The 16,477-nt window shown below is 63.4% G+C and carries 11 protein-coding genes; 10 read left to right on the forward strand and 1 reads right to left on the reverse strand.

The genetic code is table 11. The annotated features are described in order from the left end of the window. Positions 1–78 precede the first annotated feature (78 nt). From AAEU42_RS10395 to AAEU42_RS10415, 5 genes are all read left to right on the forward strand, one after another. Positions 79–1,284, forward strand: coding sequence for an ABC transporter substrate-binding protein (locus tag AAEU42_RS10395; RefSeq protein ID WP_342233481.1), 1,206 nt, complete (start codon positions 79–81; stop codon positions 1,282–1,284). Positions 1,285–1,441: 157 nt separating this feature from the next. Beyond that, positions 1,442–2,317: a branched-chain amino acid ABC transporter permease gene (locus AAEU42_RS10400; RefSeq protein WP_342233482.1), complete on the forward strand. Its 876-nt coding sequence runs from the start codon at positions 1,442–1,444 to the stop codon at positions 2,315–2,317. 16 nt (positions 2,318–2,333) lie between these two features. Next, a complete protein-coding gene (locus AAEU42_RS10405) occupies positions 2,334–3,773 on the forward strand; it encodes a branched-chain amino acid ABC transporter permease (protein ID WP_342233483.1) in 1,440 nt (479 codons plus the stop codon). Next, positions 3,770–4,648 carry an ABC transporter ATP-binding protein gene (locus AAEU42_RS10410; protein ID WP_342233484.1) on the forward strand — a complete coding sequence of 293 codons (879 nt, stop codon included), beginning with the start codon at positions 3,770–3,772 and terminating at the stop codon, positions 4,646–4,648. The genes AAEU42_RS10405 and AAEU42_RS10410 overlap by 4 nt, the downstream gene beginning before the upstream one ends. Further along, the gene (locus tag AAEU42_RS10415; protein WP_342233485.1) at positions 4,641–5,336 is read left to right on the forward strand and encodes an ABC transporter ATP-binding protein; all 696 of its coding nucleotides are present in this window, start codon (positions 4,641–4,643) and stop codon (positions 5,334–5,336) included. The genes AAEU42_RS10410 and AAEU42_RS10415 overlap by 8 nt, the downstream gene beginning before the upstream one ends. A gap of 594 nt (positions 5,337–5,930) precedes the next feature. Here the strand turns inward: AAEU42_RS10415 and AAEU42_RS10420 are convergent. Next, complete coding sequence (locus AAEU42_RS10420; RefSeq protein WP_342233486.1) at positions 5,931–7,172, reverse strand: aminopeptidase; 1,242 nt, start codon at positions 7,170–7,172, stop codon at positions 5,931–5,933. Between the two features lie 115 nt (positions 7,173–7,287). Here AAEU42_RS10420 and AAEU42_RS10425 point away from each other — a divergent pair, with 115 nt between their 5' ends. The 5 genes from AAEU42_RS10425 to AAEU42_RS10445 all read left to right on the forward strand — a co-directional run bounded on the left by AAEU42_RS10425 (position 7,288) and on the right by AAEU42_RS10445 (position 16,466). After that, the gene (locus tag AAEU42_RS10425) at positions 7,288–9,273 is read left to right on the forward strand and encodes a DNA gyrase/topoisomerase IV subunit B (RefSeq protein WP_342233487.1); all 1,986 of its coding nucleotides are present in this window, start codon (positions 7,288–7,290) and stop codon (positions 9,271–9,273) included. 106 nt (positions 9,274–9,379) lie between these two features. Further along, complete coding sequence (locus tag AAEU42_RS10430; protein ID WP_342233488.1) at positions 9,380–11,500, forward strand: hypothetical protein; 2,121 nt, start codon at positions 9,380–9,382, stop codon at positions 11,498–11,500. A gap of 149 nt (positions 11,501–11,649) precedes the next feature. Next, positions 11,650–13,302: a stalk domain-containing protein gene (locus tag AAEU42_RS10435; RefSeq protein ID WP_342233489.1), complete on the forward strand. Its 1,653-nt coding sequence runs from the start codon at positions 11,650–11,652 to the stop codon at positions 13,300–13,302. 31 nt (positions 13,303–13,333) lie between these two features. Continuing rightward, a complete protein-coding gene (locus AAEU42_RS10440) occupies positions 13,334–15,583 on the forward strand; it encodes a DNA gyrase subunit A (RefSeq protein WP_342233490.1) in 2,250 nt (749 codons plus the stop codon). A gap of 13 nt (positions 15,584–15,596) precedes the next feature. Beyond that, positions 15,597–16,466: a YitT family protein gene (locus tag AAEU42_RS10445; RefSeq protein WP_342233491.1), complete on the forward strand. Its 870-nt coding sequence runs from the start codon at positions 15,597–15,599 to the stop codon at positions 16,464–16,466. The last annotated feature ends 11 nt before the right edge of the window (positions 16,467–16,477 follow it).

The raw sequence follows: 16,477 nt of genomic DNA on the forward strand, positions 1-16,477 counted from the left end.
ATAAAGCCTAAGTTGTGGACAGTTGTTTGTGTATCACGGACAGCTTGGCCATATATGGGATTAAGGAGGAAATGAATCATGAAGAAAGCACTCTCTCTGCTCCTGGCGGGCGCCCTGATGGCCGGCATGGCCGGCTGCGGCGGCGGCGGTACCACCGAGAGCCAGGCCCCTGCCGAAAGCCAGGCCGCCTCCGGCGGCAAGGTGGTCAAGATCGGCGTCTTTGAGCCCTCCACCGGCGACTCCGCCTCCGGCGGCAAGAAGGAGACCCTGGGCATGCAGTACGCCAACCAGGAGACCCCCACCGTGGAGGTGGGCGGCGAGACCTATCAGGTCCAGCTAGTCTACGCCGACAACGGCTCCACCACCGACAAGGCCCCCTCCGCCGCCTCCCAGCTCGTCAGCGAGGGCGTGGCCCTGGTCCTGGGCTCTTACGGTTCCGGCGTGTCCATTGCCGGCGGACCCAAGTTTGAGGAGGCCGGGCTGGCCGCTATCGGCGTGACCTGCACCAACCCCAACGTCACCGCCGGCAACGACTACTACTTCCGCATCTGCTTCCTGGACCCCTTCCAGGGCACCGTGCTGGCCAACTTCGCCCAGGAGAAGTTCTCCGCCCAGACCGCCTACTGCCTGGGCGAGACGGGCAACGAGTACGACCAGGGCCTCATCACCTTCTTTGAGCAGGCCTTCACCGCCGCCGGCGGCAAGGTAGTTAAGGACTCCTTCCCCACCAACAACTCCGACTTCACCACTTACCTGAACAAGGCCAAGGAGGCCGGGGCCGACGTCATCTTCACCCCCGTGTCCATCGCCTACGCCACCCAGATCATCTCCCAGGCCTCTTCCCTGGGCATCACCGCCCCCTTCCTGGGCTCCGACACCCTGGACGACAACATGGTGCTGGACGCCGCCAAGGACACCGACGTGCAGCTCTACGTCTCCACCTTCTACCAGGAGGGCGGCTCCCCTGACTTCGACGAGGGCGTGAAGAACTACATCAACTCCAACGCCGACGCCAAGGCCGCCAACGGCGGCAACGACACCATCGCCGCCGTCACCGCCATGGGCTACGACGCCTATTACGTGGCCCTGGAGGCCATGAAGGCCGCCGGCAGCGTGGACCCCGCCGACATCAAGGCCGCCCTGCCCGGGGTGTCCTACGACAAGGGCGTCTCCGGCGCCATCGCCTTCGACGACGTGGGCGACGCCGTCCGCGACACCGCCTACATCAAGCACTCCACCAACACCGGCTCCTGGGAGCTGGAGACCGTCCAGACCGTCAAGTAAGCAAGCCCCTTTTTTCACGGGATAAAAACGAGCCGGCGGGGGCCTGGGGCCCCCGCCGCTCGTATGCCCCGCTTTTGGACCGCCTCGAAAGAAGGTCCGTTCCCTTTTTTCGAGACGGCCCACCGCTGTATGTCCCACTTTTAAGGGAGGATACCATATGGAATTCTTTATCTCCATCCTGCTCTCCGGCATCTCGGTGGGAGGGCAGTATGCCCTCATCGCCATCGGCTACACCATGGTCTACGGCATCCTGCGGCTCATCAACTTCGCCCACGGCGACGTGTTCATGGTGGCGGGCCTGCTGGGCATCTACATCTCCGCCGCCCTGCCCCTCTACCTGGCCCTTCCCCTGGTGCTCATCCTCACGGTGCTGCTGGGCTTCGCCATCGAGCGGGTGGCCTACAAGCCCCTGCGCTCCGCCCCCCGGATGAGCGTCATGATCTCCGCCATCGGCGTGAGCTACCTGCTGCAGAACACCGCCACCTACATCACCGGCGGCCAGCCCATGAGCTATCCCACCATCCCGGGCCTGGCCGATACCGTGACCATCGCGGGCACCCCCACCAAGTGGGTGGTCATTCTGACCCCCTTCCTGGTGGTGTTCCTGGTGCTGGCCCTCACCCAGCTCATCAACCGCACCAAGATCGGCATGGCCATGCGGGCGGTGGCCAAGGACTTTGAGACCAGCCAGCTCATGGGCATCAAGATCAACTCGGTCATCTCCACCACCTTCATCATCGGCTCCGCCCTGGCGGCGGTGGGCTCCATCCTCTATTTTACCAACTATCCCGCCATCACCCCCACCGCGGGGGCCATGCCGGGGCTGAAGGCCTTCGTGGCCGCCGTTTTCGGCGGCATCGGCTCCATCCCCGGGGCGGTCATCGGCGCCTTCCTCATCGGCATCTGCGAGAACCTCATCAAGTCCACCGACTTCACCGTGTTCTCCGACGCCTTCACCTTCGCCCTGCTCATCGTGATCCTGGTGTTCAAACCCACCGGGCTCTTCGGTGAGAAGGCCACGGACAAGGTTTAAGGAGGGGAGCGGACATATGCTGAAACAAGAAAAGAGCAAGAAGGGCGCTTTTGCCGCCCTGGCCGCCGCCGCGGGGGTGCTGATCCTGGTGATCCTGCTGGAGAACCTCACCGCCCTCTTCCCCGGCGCCCCTAAGGTCTTTGCCCCCACCAGCCTGCTGTTCACCGTCCTGAAAAAGGGCGCGGTGTACTCCCTGGTGGCGGTGTCCATGAACCTGCTCAACGGCTTTACCGGCCTCTTCTCCCTGGGGCAGGCGGGCTTCATGCTCCTGGGGGCCTATACCTACGCCATCCTCATGGTCCCCGCCGCCGACAAGGCCACGGTCTACTACCTCTTCGGCGGCTCGGCCGTCCCCTGCTCCATCCAGGACATCCTGAACGGCGTCTTCGGCGCCTCCGGCGCGGGCGGGGCGGTGAGCCTGGGCCTCAGCGTGGTCATCGCCATGGTGCTGGCCGGCCTGGTGGCCGCCCTCTTCGCCTTCCTCATCGGCCTGCCCGTACTGCGGCTCAAGTCCGACTACCTGGCCATCGCCACTCTGGGCTTCGCCGAGATCCTGCGGGCCGTCTTCCAGTGGCAGCCCCTTGGCCCCATCACCAACGGGGCCAACATGCTCAAGAGCTTCCCCTCCTTCTCCAGCTTCAACATCACGGGGGCCGACGGCAAGATCATCCTGCGGCTGTCCACCTTCTTCCCCTTCCTGGTGGCCATCCTCTGCATCGCCGTCATCGTCCTGCTCATCAACTCCTCCTACGGCCGGGCCTTCAAGGCCATTCGGGAGGACGAGATCGCCGCCGAGGCCATGGGCATCAACCTGGCCCACCACAAGATGCTCTCCTTCTGCATCTCCTCCTTCTTCGCCGGGGTGGGCGGCGCCCTCTTCGCCATGTACGCCGCCAACGCCCAGGCCAAGGTCTTTACCTCCACCATGACCTACGAGCTGCTGCTCATTGTTGTCATCGGCGGCATCGGCTCCATCTCCGGCTCCTGCATCGCCACCTTCCTCTATGTGGCCTGCTCGGAGTGGTGGCTCAGGTTCCTGGACACCGAGGTGGTGATGAAGTCGGGCGCTTCCAAGCTGGTCTTCAACGTGGTATTCGCCCTGGCGGTCACCGCCATCGCCGCCCTGGCCTTCCTCAGCCAGAAGCGCAAGGGCAGAAAGCTCATCACCCAGCCCCCCGCCCCAGCCCCCGGGCAGAAGCGGGAGCGGCTCCAGGTCAACTGGGGCCTGCTGGCCCTGCTGGTGCTGGCGGCCGGGTTCCTCATCTGGGACGTGGTCTTCGCCCTCAGCGCCGGGATGAAGCTGCCTCTGCTGCGCAACGGCTTCCGCATGGTGGTGTTCTCCATCATCATCATGATCGTGGTCCTCTTCTTCCGCCGGGGCATCATGGGGGACAAGGAACTGTCCGACCTCTTCCGCCGGAAGGGCAGAAAACTGGATGAGGAGGCGGCGAAATGAGCGGCTTCGAGCATAAGGAACCTATCCTTCGCAACAAGAACATCGTGCTCAGTTTGGAGCACATCACCATGCAGTTCGGCGGCGTGGTGGCCGTCAACGACCTGACCCTCCACGTGGACAAGGGGGAGATCGTGGCCCTCATCGGCCCCAACGGCGCGGGCAAGACCACCGCCTTCAACTGCATCACCGGGGTCTACGAGCCCACCAACGGCCGGGTGGACTTTTTCCAGGACACCATCATCGAAAACCACCCCCAGGGCAAGATGAAGAAGCTCTACCAGGGCACGGAGCTGGGCAAGTACACCAACGCCATCCACCCCACCCCCGACCGGGTGACCCAGCTGGGCATCGCCCGAACCTTCCAGAACATCCGCCTTTTCGGGGCCCTCACCGTGTTTGAGAACGTCCTCATCGCCAAGCACATGCGGGCCAAACAGAACGTCTTTTCCGCCACCTTCCGGGCCAACGCCAAGGAGGAGAAGCGGATGCGGGAAGAGGCCATGGCCCTGCTGGAGGAGCAAGGGCTGGCCCACCTGAAGGACGAGGTGGCCTCCTCCCTGCCCTACGGCCTCCAGCGCCGGCTGGAGATCGCCCGGGCCCTGGCCACCAGCCCTCGGCTCCTGCTGCTGGATGAGCCCGCCGCGGGCATGAACCCCCAGGAGACCCAGGAGCTCACCGACTTCATCCGGAAGATCCGGGAGGAGTACGACCTGACCATTTTCATGATCGAGCACCACATGGACCTGGTGATGCAGATCTCCGACCGCATCTACGTGCTGGACTTCGGCAGGCTTATCGCCCAGGGGACTCCGGCGGAGGTGCAGAACGACCCGCGGGTGATCGCGGCCTATCTGGGGGTGGCGGAAGATGCTTAACATTGAAAACCTGAAGGTGAACTACGGCGGCATCGAGGCCGTGAAGGGCATCTCCTTCGCCGTCCCCGACGGCCAGATCGTCACCCTCATCGGGGCCAACGGCGCGGGCAAGTCCACCACCCTGCGCAGCGTGGCGGGGCTGGTGAAGCCCTCCGCCGGGACCATCACCTGGAACGGGGAGGACATCACCGGAGTGTCCCCCGACCGCATCGTCTCCAAGGGCATCACCCTGGTGCCCGAGGGCCGGCGGGTCTTTCCCGACCTGACGGTGCTGGAGAACCTGAAAATCGGTGCCTACCTGCGTAAGGACAGCCTGGAGGAGGACATCGAGTGGGTCTACTCCCTCTTCCCCCGGCTGAAAGAGCGCTCCTGGCAGGCGGCGGGTACCCTCTCCGGCGGCGAGCAGCAAATGCTGGCCGTGGGCCGGGCCCTCATGTCCCGGCCCGCCCTCATGATGATGGATGAGCCCTCTCTGGGTCTGGCCCCCCTGGTGGTGAAGGACATCTTCTCCATCATTCGGAAGGTCAACGAGCAGGGGGTCACAATCCTCCTCATCGAGCAGAACGCCAATATGGCCCTTCACGTGGCCGATACCGCCTACGTGCTGGAGACCGGGCGGCTCACCCTGTCCGGGACGGGGGCGGAGCTGCTGTCCAATGAGGCGGTCAAGAAGGCGTACCTTGGGTAGGGGCTGTTCCTTCTTTCATTGCCTGACTGTACGTTGGGACATGCGCAAATCTGGGGGACATTTCTTTTCGGTCTCAGGGACGGGTGACCTGGCCGGCATAGCCGGCCAGCCTGCGCTAAAAATGCGCCACCGGCGCATTTTCTCAACGCTGCGGCCCCAGGCCCCCAAAGAAAAGTCTTTGGTGCTGACCTGGAGACAGCCTTCCTTTCCAGTAGAAGGTCTGCTGCCCGTTGATAGGGGGATAAGCACGGGTGCGTCTGTCAACCCGTGGTCCTCCTAGCGCCGCTCGGCCGCTGGCATGTTCTTGCCTGAAGGCGTTGCCAAGGGCTCCCCCTCCGGGGGAGCTGTCAGCGAAGCTGACTGAGAGGGGCCCACTGCTGACGTGTTCTTAATGGATGGGTGGGTGGGTTCGGGCGGATACTATCCGCCCCTACGGATGCGAGGAGACTTGCATGACTTGGGCTTTCCACGTAGGGGCGGCTATCAGCCGCCCGGCCCTCGTCCCCCGTCCTGCGTAAAACGAACCCCGTGGCCGCACTTCGCAGCGGCCACGGGGTTTTCTTACGTTTTTGCGGACAGCTTGGGGAAGCGCTCTCAAACAAACTCCCCAGCCCAGTTCCCGTCCCGGAACACCGGCACCTCCACCCCGTCAGCGGTGACCCCGGTGATGGACAAATCGGCGGTGCCGATCATGAAGTCCACGTGTGCGGCGGACAAATTCACATGGTGCTCGGCCAACCCCTTCTCGTCCATCTCCAGCCCCCCGGCCACGCACTCGGGGAAGCCCTTCCCAAGGGCCAGGTGGCAGGCGGCGTTCTCGTCATAGAGGGTGGAGTAGAAGAGGATGCCCGACTGGGCGATGGGGGAGGCGTGGGGCACCAGGGCCACCTCGCCCAAGTGCCGCGCCCCCTCGTCGGTGTCCAGGATGCTCTGGAGCCGGTCCAGTCCGGCCTTGGCCCCGCAGTCCACCGCCGCGCCGTTCTCAAACCGGATCCAGAAGTCCTCGATGAGCCCACCCTGGTAATTCAGCGGCAGGGCGGAGTGGACCACCCCGTCGGCCCGGTCCCGGTGGGGGGAGGTGAAAATCTCCTCGGTGGGCATGTTGGGGAAAAACCAGGTGCCGTCCACTGTCTCGGCCCCGCCCCCGGCCCAGATGTGGCCGGGGTTCATGCCCACGGTGAAGTCGGTGCCGTTGGCGGCGGTGTAATGGAGGGCGTCGAAGCCCTTGTCGTTCAAGAGCCGGATCCGCCGCTGGAGGGCGGCGGAGTGGGCCCTCCAGGCCCCCGCCGGGTCGGGGCCGTCGGCCCGGGCGGTGGAGAGTATGGCCCCCCACAGCTGTTCCATGGCCTCCCCCTCCGGCAGGCCGGGAAAGACCTTCTTCGCCCAGGCGGGGGTGGCCGCCCCGGCGATGCACCAGACGTTTCGGCCCATGTCCATCCCCTCATAGAAGGGCTTGCAGTCCCGGTGGGAGGCCCGGGCCCAGGCGGTGAACCGGGCGGGGTCGATGCCCGCCATGCCGTCGGGGTCCTCCCCGTCCAGGGTGAGGATGGCGGCCCCGGCCTGGGCGGCCCCGTTCAAAAGGGTCTGCTTCCAGGCGGGCACCACCTCGAAGGCGGACATGGGGGCGTGGAGGTAGCGAAGGCGGCTCACCCCCTGGTCGGCCCACTCCACGGTCACGTCCCCGGCCCCGGCGGCCCAGGCCGCCTCGGCCACCATCCGGGCAAAGGGGGCGGCCTCCACGGGGACGGTGAGGAGGAGGGGCTGGCCCGGCTTCAGGGCGCAGCCGGTTTCCACCAGGAGCTTGGCGTATTGGGGAAGAAGGGCTTTTATATCCATATTGAACGGCTTCCTTTCCTTGACGATTGACCCGATGTGATATAATATTAGACTGTAATAATATCTGTATGCCGTTCTGCGGCATATTTATCAATTATACTGTGAGGGAACTTGAATGGCAAGCAGAAAACCCCAATACGACAACTCATCCATCACCTCCCTGAAGGGGGCCGACCGGGTCCGCAAGCGCCCCGGCGTCATCTTCGGCTCCGACGGGCTGGACGGCTGTGAGCACGCCGTCTTTGAGATCCTCTCCAACGCCATCGACGAGGCCAAGGAGGGCCACGGCGACCTCATTACGGTCACCCGTTTCCTGGACCACTCCATCCAGGTGGAGGACCTGGGCCGGGGCTGCCCGGTGGACTGGAACGAAAAAGAGGGCAAGTTCAACTGGGAGCTGGTGTTCTGCGAGCTCTACGCCGGCGGCAAGTACGGCGGCGGGGACGACAACTACGAGTACTCCTTAGGGCTGAACGGCCTGGGCTCCTGCGCCACCCAGTACGCCAGCGAGTACTTTGACGCCCTCATCCGCCGGGACGGCTTTGAGTACACCCTCCACTTTGAAAAAGGCGAGAACGTGGGCGGGCTCAAGAAAGAGCCCTACGCCGGGAAAAAGACCGGCTCCACCTTCCACTGGAAGCCCGACCTGGACGTGTTTACGGACATTGATATCCCAACGGAATATTACACCGATGTGATGAAGCGCCAGGCGGTGGTCAACGCCGGGGTCACCTTCCGGTTCAAGAACGAGACCGCCCCCGGCAGGTTCGAGACCACCGATTTTCTCTACGAAAACGGCATCCAGGACTACGTCAAGGAGCTGGCGGGGGAAAAGTCCCTGACCCAGCCGGTGTTCTGGCAGACCGAGCGCAAGGGCCAGGACCGGGAGGACAAGCCGGAATATAAGGTAAAGCTGTCGGTCTCCTTCTGTTTTTCCAACACGGTGAATATCATCGAGTATTACCACAACTCCTCCTGGCTGGAGCACGGCGGCAGCCCGGAGAAGGCGGCCAAGTCCGCCTTCGTCTCGGCCATCGACGGGTATCTCCGGCAGCAGGGGAAGTACCAGAAGAACGAGAGTAAGATCACCTGGAACGACATCATGGACTGTCTGGTGATGGTGTCCAACAACTTCTCCACCCAGACCTCCTACGAAAACCAGACCAAGAAGGCCATCAACAACAAGTTCGTCCAGGAGGCCATGACCGACTTCCTGAAGGAGCAGATGCAGGTCTACTTCATCGAAAACCCCTTCGACGCGGAGAAGATCGGCGAGCAGGTGCTCATCAACAAGCGCTCCCGGGAGTCCGCCGAGAAGGCCCGGCTGAACATCAAGAAAAAGCTGACGGGGAACATGGACCTGTCCAACCGGGTCCAGAAGTTTGTGGACTGCCGCACCAAGGACGCCGAGCGCCGGGAGCTCTACATCGTGGAGGGCGACTCCGCCCTGGGCTCGGTCAAGCTGTCCCGGGACGCGGAGTTCCAGGGCATCATGCCCGTCCGGGGCAAGATCCTGAACTGCCTCAAGGCCGACTACGCCAAGATCTTCAAGTCGGAGATCATCACTGACCTTTTGAAGGTGCTGGGCTGCGGCATCGAGGTCAACGACAAACACGCCAAGGACCTGGCCTCCTTCGATTTGATGAACCTGCGGTGGAGCAAGGTGGTCATCTGTACCGACGCCGACGTGGACGGCTACCAGATCAGGACCCTCATCCTGACCATGCTCTGGCGGCTCACCCCCACCCTCATCCGCCGGGGGTACGTGTATATCGCCGAGTCCCCCCTCTACGAGATCAATTACAAGGAAAAGACCTGGTTCGCCTATTCCAACAAGGAGAAGGACGACATCGTGGCCGAAATCGGCGCGGACAAGAAAATCAGCATCCAACGCTCCAAGGGCCTGGGCGAGAACGAGCCGGAGATGATGTGGCTGACCACCATGAACCCGGACACCCGGCGGCTCATCAAGGTGATGCCCGAGGACGTGGAGGCCACCGCCCGGATGTTCGACCTTCTTTTGGGGGACAACCTCCAGGGCCGGAAGGACCACATCGCGGAAAATGGGTACAAATTCCTGGAGCTGGCCGACATCTCCTGATCTGTAAACGGTTTGATACACAATTTGTTTGTGTTTATGATAGGGTATCCATAGAAGCTGCTGAAACCGTGCGGAGCGAGTCCCCAATAAAAAGGAGGTATTTTCCATGAAGCATCGTCGTTTTCTCGCCGCCCTCACCGCCCTGACGCTGGGGCTGTCCCTGTCCGTTCCCGCCTTCGCCGAGGAGGCGGAGCCCACCCCTGAGGAGATCCAGGCCATTACCGAGGCCTATGACCTGGACACCCCCGCGCCGCTGCTTGTCCCCGAGGCGGAGGCTGACGTCGGGATCTCCGTCAGCGCCAACACCGTGTCGGACTACGAGGCTTTTGAGACCCAGTTCATCGCCGATTATACCGCCGCCCACCCCGAGGAGTACGCCGCCTTTGACGCCGACGCCTGGTTCGCCGAGAACTGGGAAAGCGGCTGCGCCGTCTGGACCAAGGAGGAGTACATGACCTTCTTCGAGGTCGACGACGCCGGCTTCAAGGACGCCATGTGGCGGGAGTATCTCAGCGACCAGGTTTACGACGCCTACTCCAGCTACGTGGTGACGTCTTACGAGGCCGCCCACCCCGAGGAGATGGCCAATTTTGACGTAAACGCCTATCTGGTCTCCCAGGGTTATCAGGACCCGACGGAGGCGTTCATGGAGGACTACGGCCTGGACAGCCCGGACCAGGTGCCCGCCCGTGCGAAGTTCCTCTATATCAACGACCGTCTGAACGTGGCCGAGACCCACGCCAAGGCGGAGGCCTACCGGGCCGCCGACCCGGAGAGCTGGGAGAACTTTGACGCCGACACCTTTTTTGAGGAGAGCTTCTACTTCTATGACGGCAAGGACGCTTACATGGACCTCTATACCCTCCTGAGTCAGGAGGAGTTTGCCGAGGATATGTACGTGGAGTACATGACCTATTACAACTATGACTACGACTGGTATCCCGGTCAAGGCTCCGGCGACCGCCCCCTGACCCTGGTGTCCAACGGCGAGTACGTGGACACCGAGCTCACCGCCGTGGACGGCGTGACCTACGTCTCCGCCGAGACCGCCAACACCCTCTTCGGCGCCCACTTCACCGAGGAGAGCGTCCCCCTCCGCACCGCCGCCGAGTCCAATGGCTGGGACGTGGTGTGGAACGCCAACCAAAACCAGGTGGTGCTTTTGAACCGGGAGACCATGATGGCCGGGACCGACTTCTCCTCCTTTGACAAGCTGATGAACCGGCTGATGAAGGCCCAGATGGGCGAAGCCGGCCAGAGCTACCGTACCACCGGCACCTCCGACATCTCCTTTACCGCCTTCAACTCCATCGACGGTGACAAGACCTACCACGCCACGGTGAAGAGCGAGGCTCTCTTCCGGGACAATGTGTACGACGTGACCGTGACGGTGAGCGTGGCCGACCTGCTGGGCCTTCTGAGCCAGCAGACCCTCGACAAGCTGGCCGCCGACATGCCCAAGTTCACCCTCAAGGACCTGAAGACCCTGCTCACCGGCATCAAGGTGGAGCTCATCATGAACCTGGATACCGGGATGGTCTACTGGAATGCCCCCATCCTGGCCTCCTTTGACGACAGCGTCAGCGCCGACACCTGGTACGCCCTGGACCTGGGCCTCACCGCCGACAGCCTCAAGAAGATGATGGCCGGGGAGTGGAACACCGCCGACATCCTCTACGACGAGCTGGTCGCCCAGAGCGAGTCCAGCTGGAGCCCCACCTACTCTTATTACTCCTTCACCAGCTCCCTGGACACCTTGGCCCTCCTCTTCGGCGCCGACCGGTTCACCGAGAGCGACGGCACCCTCACCTGGAAGATCGACGCCAAGACCGTCAACGGCCTGATGTCCGAGCTGGCCGGGCAGGACGTCTCCATCTTCAAGGAGTATGACATGGCCATCTCCGTCAGCGAGAACGGGAAGTTCTCCGCCAAGGCCGCCTTCCGGATGGACATGGACGCCGCGGCCGCCATGATCGCCGACAGCAGTTGGTATGCCACCGGCGCCGCCGAGACCGCCGCCATCACCTGGGCCATGAACCTCTTCGATTTCCGCATGGCCTCCTCTTCCTCCGGCACCGCCGACCAGGCTTCCGGCACCGCCGAGTTCCACTGGAAGAACCAGTTCTCCCTGAAGATGGACACCCAGTCCAGCCGGAAAAAGACCTCCGACGTGCCCACCGACGCGCCTCCCGAGGAAGCCGAGCTGGTGGAGCTGGGCAGCTTCTGATCGAAGGAGCTTCCCTTTCCCCGCGACCCAAACAGCGCCGCCGGCCCGCCCCTCAGGAGGGGGCGGGCCGGCAATGCTGATTTTTCCCCTGTCTCCGAACTCCGGCTTTTTTTATTCCACCCCGCATGGTGAGAAGGAGGAAGGTTTTTATGAAGCGCAATTCGTTTCTCCCGCTGTCCCTGGTATTGGCCCTGCTGCTGGCGCTCTTCCCCGCCGCCCGGGCGGCCGATTCCGTCACCCCCACGCCGCCGGACTGGGTCCCGGCGGAGGAATACGCCGTATTCGAGGGCTCGGCGGCCTATACGCCGGAGAACTGGGAGACCATTCTCCAGGCCCGCTCGGAGGTGGCCTGGGGGGCCATCAACCTGGGGGCCCTGACCCAGCGGCGGGCTTTCGACGCTCTGCCCACATATAACAAGGAGACCAAGGGCTACGACCTGGGAATGCTTTTGGAAATGGCCCTCATTGAGACAAGGCTCCTCTATACCCACGACAGCTATGTGAACGGCCCCTATTGGACCACCCTGTCCGTCTACCTGAAAAGCCCGGACAGTGAGCTTTTGGACGGCCTTACCGACCAGCAGCGGTATGCGCTCCTGCTGTGGGTGGCCCGGGACACCCTGCGCAGCCAGGGGGTGGGGGCGGCCCTGTACGAATGGCTGCCCGCCCTGTCCCAATACCCTCAGTTCTCCCCGGAGGTTTTGATCCGGTCGGCCATCTTCTCCGAGGAGGAGCAGGCCGAATATGGAGCGGATCTCGCCGCCGGGTGGGTCTATCTGGACGGAGCGCCGCTTGACATGGACTTGCCCCCAGAGGTCCGCAATGAGCGTACCATGGTGCCCATCCGGGCCGTGGCCGAGGCTCTGGGGGCCGACGTGGAGTGGGTAGCCGACACCCAGCAGATCGTCATGACCCGGGCGGGCTCCACCGTCATCATGACTCTGGACCAGACCGCCGCCACGGTGGACGGACAGACCATCCAGATGGACGTGGCCCCCTACGCCACCGAGGGCCGCACCCTGATCCCCGCCCGGTACGTGGCCGAGTTCTTCGGCCAGACGGTAAATTGGAATGGCGAAGCGCGCCGGGTGGACATCACCGAGGACAGGACGGCCGCGGAGGGCTCCAACCTGGAGGCCTGGGCCCTTCCCATGGGCGCCATGCTGGCCCAGATCAACGGGGGTGACCCCACCCTCTTCGGCACCTATCCCCGCAGCGCCAAGGGTGTAAAGCGGTGCCACGGCTTCCTGGACGGGGGCTCCTGGTCCATTCCGGACCGGGACGATCTGGCCCAGACGGTGCTCTCCATGACCTTTTACGGCCACAACGCGTCCTTCTACGCCGCCGCCGCGGACGCCAGGACCCTCACCGACGCGGAAAAGGCCGCCATGAACGCGCAGATCGCCAACAATCCTGGGTATGACTGGCCGGAGTACATGTGGGACTATACGCAGAAACTGGATCAAAAATGGGGGGACCGGGGGATCCTATGCTGGGACCTGTTCCGTATGTCCAACCTGGTCCAGTGGGGCTACACCGCGGGATATGTGACCTATGAGGAGGCCCTGGCCCTGCTGGAGCCCGCCGCGACCCTGCTGGCGGACAATTTCTCCTCCTGGGACGAGGCCTATGAGAACTACCTTGACGGCTACAACTGGTGGGCCAAAAACAATGTTCTGGACAAGGACATCTGGGAGACCCCGCGGGGCAAAACGTATCAGCAAATGAAGGCCGACCCCGCCATTGCCCCCATCTTCGACGACACCCTCTTTCAAACCGGCGTCATCGGACTGCCGGAGTGAGACAGAAACCTGACGACAAGGACTGATACCAATGGCAAAGAAAAAGAGCCCCGATGAGGTGAAGCACCGCCCCGCCGACCCCAATGTGATGGGCCTTCGGCCCGAGGTGCTGGAGCAGCCCATCACCCAAACCCTGGAGATCAACTACATGCCCTACGCCATGAGCGTCATCATCTCCCGAGCCATCCCCGAGATCGACGGCTTCAAGCCCTCCCATAGAAAACTCCTCTACACCATGTACCAGATGAAGCTGCTGGGGGGCGGGCGGACCAAGTCGGCCAACATCGTGGGCCAGACCATGAAGCTGAACCCCCACGGGGACCAGGCCATCTACGACACCATGGTGCGTCTCTCCCGGGGCTACGGGGCCCTTCTCCACCCCCTGGTGGACTCCAAGGGCAACTTCGGCAAGGTCTACTCCCGGGACATGGCCTGGGCCGCCAGCCGGTACACCGAGGCCCGGCTGGACCCCATCTGCGCCGAGTTCTTCCGGGACATCGACCAGGACGCCGTGGACTTCGTGCCCAACTATGACGGCTCCCTCACCGAGCCCACCCTTCTGCCCACCACCTTCCCCAACGTGCTGGTGTCCTCCAACATGGGCATCGCCGTGGGCATGGCCTCCAACCTGTGCGGCTTCAACCTCCACGAGGTCTGCGAGGCCACCATCGCCTTCATGAAGGACCCGGAATGCGACCTGCTGTCCATCCTGAAGGCCCCCGATTTCCCCACCGGCGGCCAGCTTCTCTACGACGGGTCGGCCATGGCCGCTATCTACAACACCGGCCGGGGCTCCTTCCAGGTCCGGGCCAAGTGGCGCTACGTGAAGGAAGAGAACGTCATCGAGATCTTTGAGATTCCCTATACCACCACCGTCGAGGCCATCATGGACAAGGTGACGGAGCTGGTGAAGGCGGGAAAGCTCAAGGAGATCGCCGATATGCGGGATGAGACCGACCTGAACGGCCTCAAGCTCACCATCGATCTGAAGCGGGGCACCGACCCGGACAAGCTGATGGCCCGGCTCTTCAAGTCCACCCCCCTCCAGGACTCCTTCGGCTGCAACTTCAACATCCTCATCGCCGGGATGCCCCGGGTGATGGGGGTGCGGCAGATCTTGGAGGAGTGGGTGGCCTGGCGGGTGGAGAGCATCCGCCGCCGGACCTATTTCATCCAGAAAAAGAAAAAGGACAAGCTCCACCTTTTGAAGGGCCTTAAAAAGATCCTGCTGGACATCGACCGGGCCATCAAGATCATCCGGGACACCGAGGCTGACGCCGAGGTCATCCCCAACCTGATGATCGGCTTCGGCATCGACCAGATCCAGGCCGAGTACGTGGCGGACATCCGCCTGCGAAACATCAACAAGGAGTACATCCTCAAACGGGTGGCCGAGACCGAGGACCTGGAGAAGGAGATCGAGGACCTCCAGGACATCCTGGACCACCCCCAGCGGGTGAAGAGCATCATCGCGGGCGAGCTCAAGGAGGTGGAGAAAAAGTACCCCGCCCCCCGGCACACCGAGATCGTCTACGAGCATCAGCGCTCCGACGAGCCCGAGCCCGAGGAGGAGGTCCCCGACTACCCGGTGCATGTCTTCCTCTCCAAAGAGGGATACTTGAAGAAGATCACCCCCCAGTCCCTTCGGATGAGCTCCGACCAGAAGTACAAGGAGGGGGACGGCCCCTACCTGCGCTGGGACGGCAGCAACCGGGACGAGCTGCTGGTCTTTACCGACACCCAGCAGTGCTACAAGACCCGGCTTTGCGACTTCGACGACGCCAAGGCCAGCGTCCTGGGGGATTACCTCCCCACAAAGCTGGGCATGGACCCCGGGGAGAGTGTGGTGTGGGCCTGCGTCACCGGCGACTACTCCGGCCACCTGCTGTTCTTCTTCCAAAACGGCAAGGCGGCCCGGGTGGAGCTGGCGGCCTACCAGACCCAGACAAGGCGCAAGAAGCTGACGGGGGCCTACTCCGACAAGTCCCCCCTGGCGGCGGCTTACCACCTGAAGGAGGACCTGGAGATGGCCCTCACCTCCTCCGAGGGCCGGTGCGTGATCTTCCACACCGCCGTCCTGGCCCCCAAGGCCACCCGCTCCACCCAGGGGGTCAACGTGATGACCCTCAAGCCCAAGTATCACCTGGAGACCGCCCGGCCCCTGGCCGACACCGCCATCCAGGACCCCGCCCGGTACCGGGCCCGCTCCCTCCCCGTGGCCGGGGCCCTTTTGAAGGAGACCGACCGGGGGGAGAAGCAGCTCTCCCTGCTGGAGGAATAACGGAGGCGTCCACATGAAGCGTTCCGCCCGGAAACTGGTTCAAAACTATATCCTCATCCTGCTGGGCTCCGCCCTCTACGCCCTGGCCTTCGACTGGTGCTTCGTGCCCAACGGCATCGCCTTCGGCGGCATCACGGGTCTGGCCCAGATCATCAATTCCCTGCTGCCCTGGGCCCCGGTGGGTACGGTGGTCATCGTCCTGAACGTGCCCCTCTTCCTGCTGGGGTGGCGCTTCCTGGGCGGGCACCTGCTGGTGTCCTCCCTGGTGTCCATGGCGGTGTCCTCCCTCATGATCGATGGCTTGGCCCTGGTGTGTGAGTTCCCCACCATGGAACCGCTGCTGGGCTGCATCTTCGGCGGGGTGCTGCTGGGGGCCGGGCTGGGTGTCATCTTCCTCCAGGGGGCCACCACCGGCGGTACCGACATCGTGGCCCGGCTTTTGAAGCTCAAGCTGGCGTGGCTGCCCATGGGCAAACTCCTCATGGTCATCGACCTGACGGTCATCGTGGCGGTGGCCGTGGCCTTCCGCAGCCTGGAGACCGCCCTCTACGGCGTGGTGGCCCTCTATATCTCCACCCTGGTGATGGACGGGGTGCTCTACGGTCTGGACAACGCCCGGGTGTGCTATATCATCAGCGATAAGCCCGAGGAGATCGCCCGGGTCATCATCGACGATTTGGACCGCAGCGTCACCTATCTGGACGGGGAGGGGGGCTACTCCGGATCCGCCAAGAAGGTTATCCTCTGCGCCTTCAAGCAGCGGCAGATCGTCGCCATCAAGGAGACGGTGCGGCAGGTGGACCCCAACGCCTTTATGATTGTCACCGCGGCCCACGAGGTGCTGGGCGAGGGATTCCGCAGCTACCATCAAAACGAATTGTAAGGGTCCTTCCG

The sequence above is a fragment of the Pseudoflavonifractor phocaeensis genome (genome assembly GCF_038439875.1).
GTDB lineage: Bacteria > Bacillota > Clostridia > Oscillospirales > Oscillospiraceae > Vermiculatibacterium.